1 protein-coding gene is annotated in these 744 nt (G+C 39.1%); it reads left to right on the top strand.

From position 1 onward, the window contains the following. On the top strand, nt 1-144 hold a 144-nt coding region (locus A3766_RS29220; protein WP_156509027.1), incomplete at its 5' end, for an IS3 family transposase. Nucleotides 145-744 lie beyond the last annotated feature (600 nt).

Genomic DNA, 744 nt, shown 5'->3' with positions numbered 1-744 from the left:
TACCAAACTCGCTATGAGGCACAGCAGGATATTTTGGATTACATATCCATGTTTTATAACAGTCGGCGGCTGCATTCTTACTTGGGCTACATGAGCCCGAATGAATACGAAGCTCAGGCAATTGAAATGAAAAAAGTATCTTAACTGGGTTGGTCAAAAATGCTAGACCACGTCAGAAGAGTAAAGCAGTAATAATAAAGACGATACGATAATCGAAGCGCATAATTTATTTCATCTTGTCGGTTATTTTTATTTAAATTAGTGTTGTGAAGGCTAACTAAACGTTCAACCCTTAGTGTTCTTAATATTAAGGTTTGTCATGATTAAAATCTATTGTTTGGCAGTACACAGATAACTTCTTGCGCGTATAATGTGCGTTATTCATTTAATATTTCGAAGCTTTTGCGGTTTTGACTAAGAGCGTAAGGGTTTTAATTAAACAACAAGATAGATGCTTATGAGTTACTTTCCAATTGATTATATAGAGCCTGTATTTAGACCACCCTCAGAAGCGAGGTCGTTGATACTTCAGGTAAGTAATGGGTGTTCTTATAGGGTATAGGAAGTATAAAGCACCTTTTCACCCCTAAGCTGAAGTATCATACCCGAAATTGCTGCTCATTTTTATTGCCTAAGCCCCAGAATTTAGCTTCACAGCGCCCAAAGCAGGTCGTATTTTGGTCGATTTGACCGAAAAGTGCCTGGCGAATGGATCTCTAGCCGACAGTTACCCCACCGGCCTGC

The sequence above is a fragment of the Oleiphilus sp. HI0132 genome (assembly GCF_001635845.1).
Note: the sequence above shows the minus strand (reverse complement) of the source record. Positions and strands in the feature narration are given on the sequence as shown.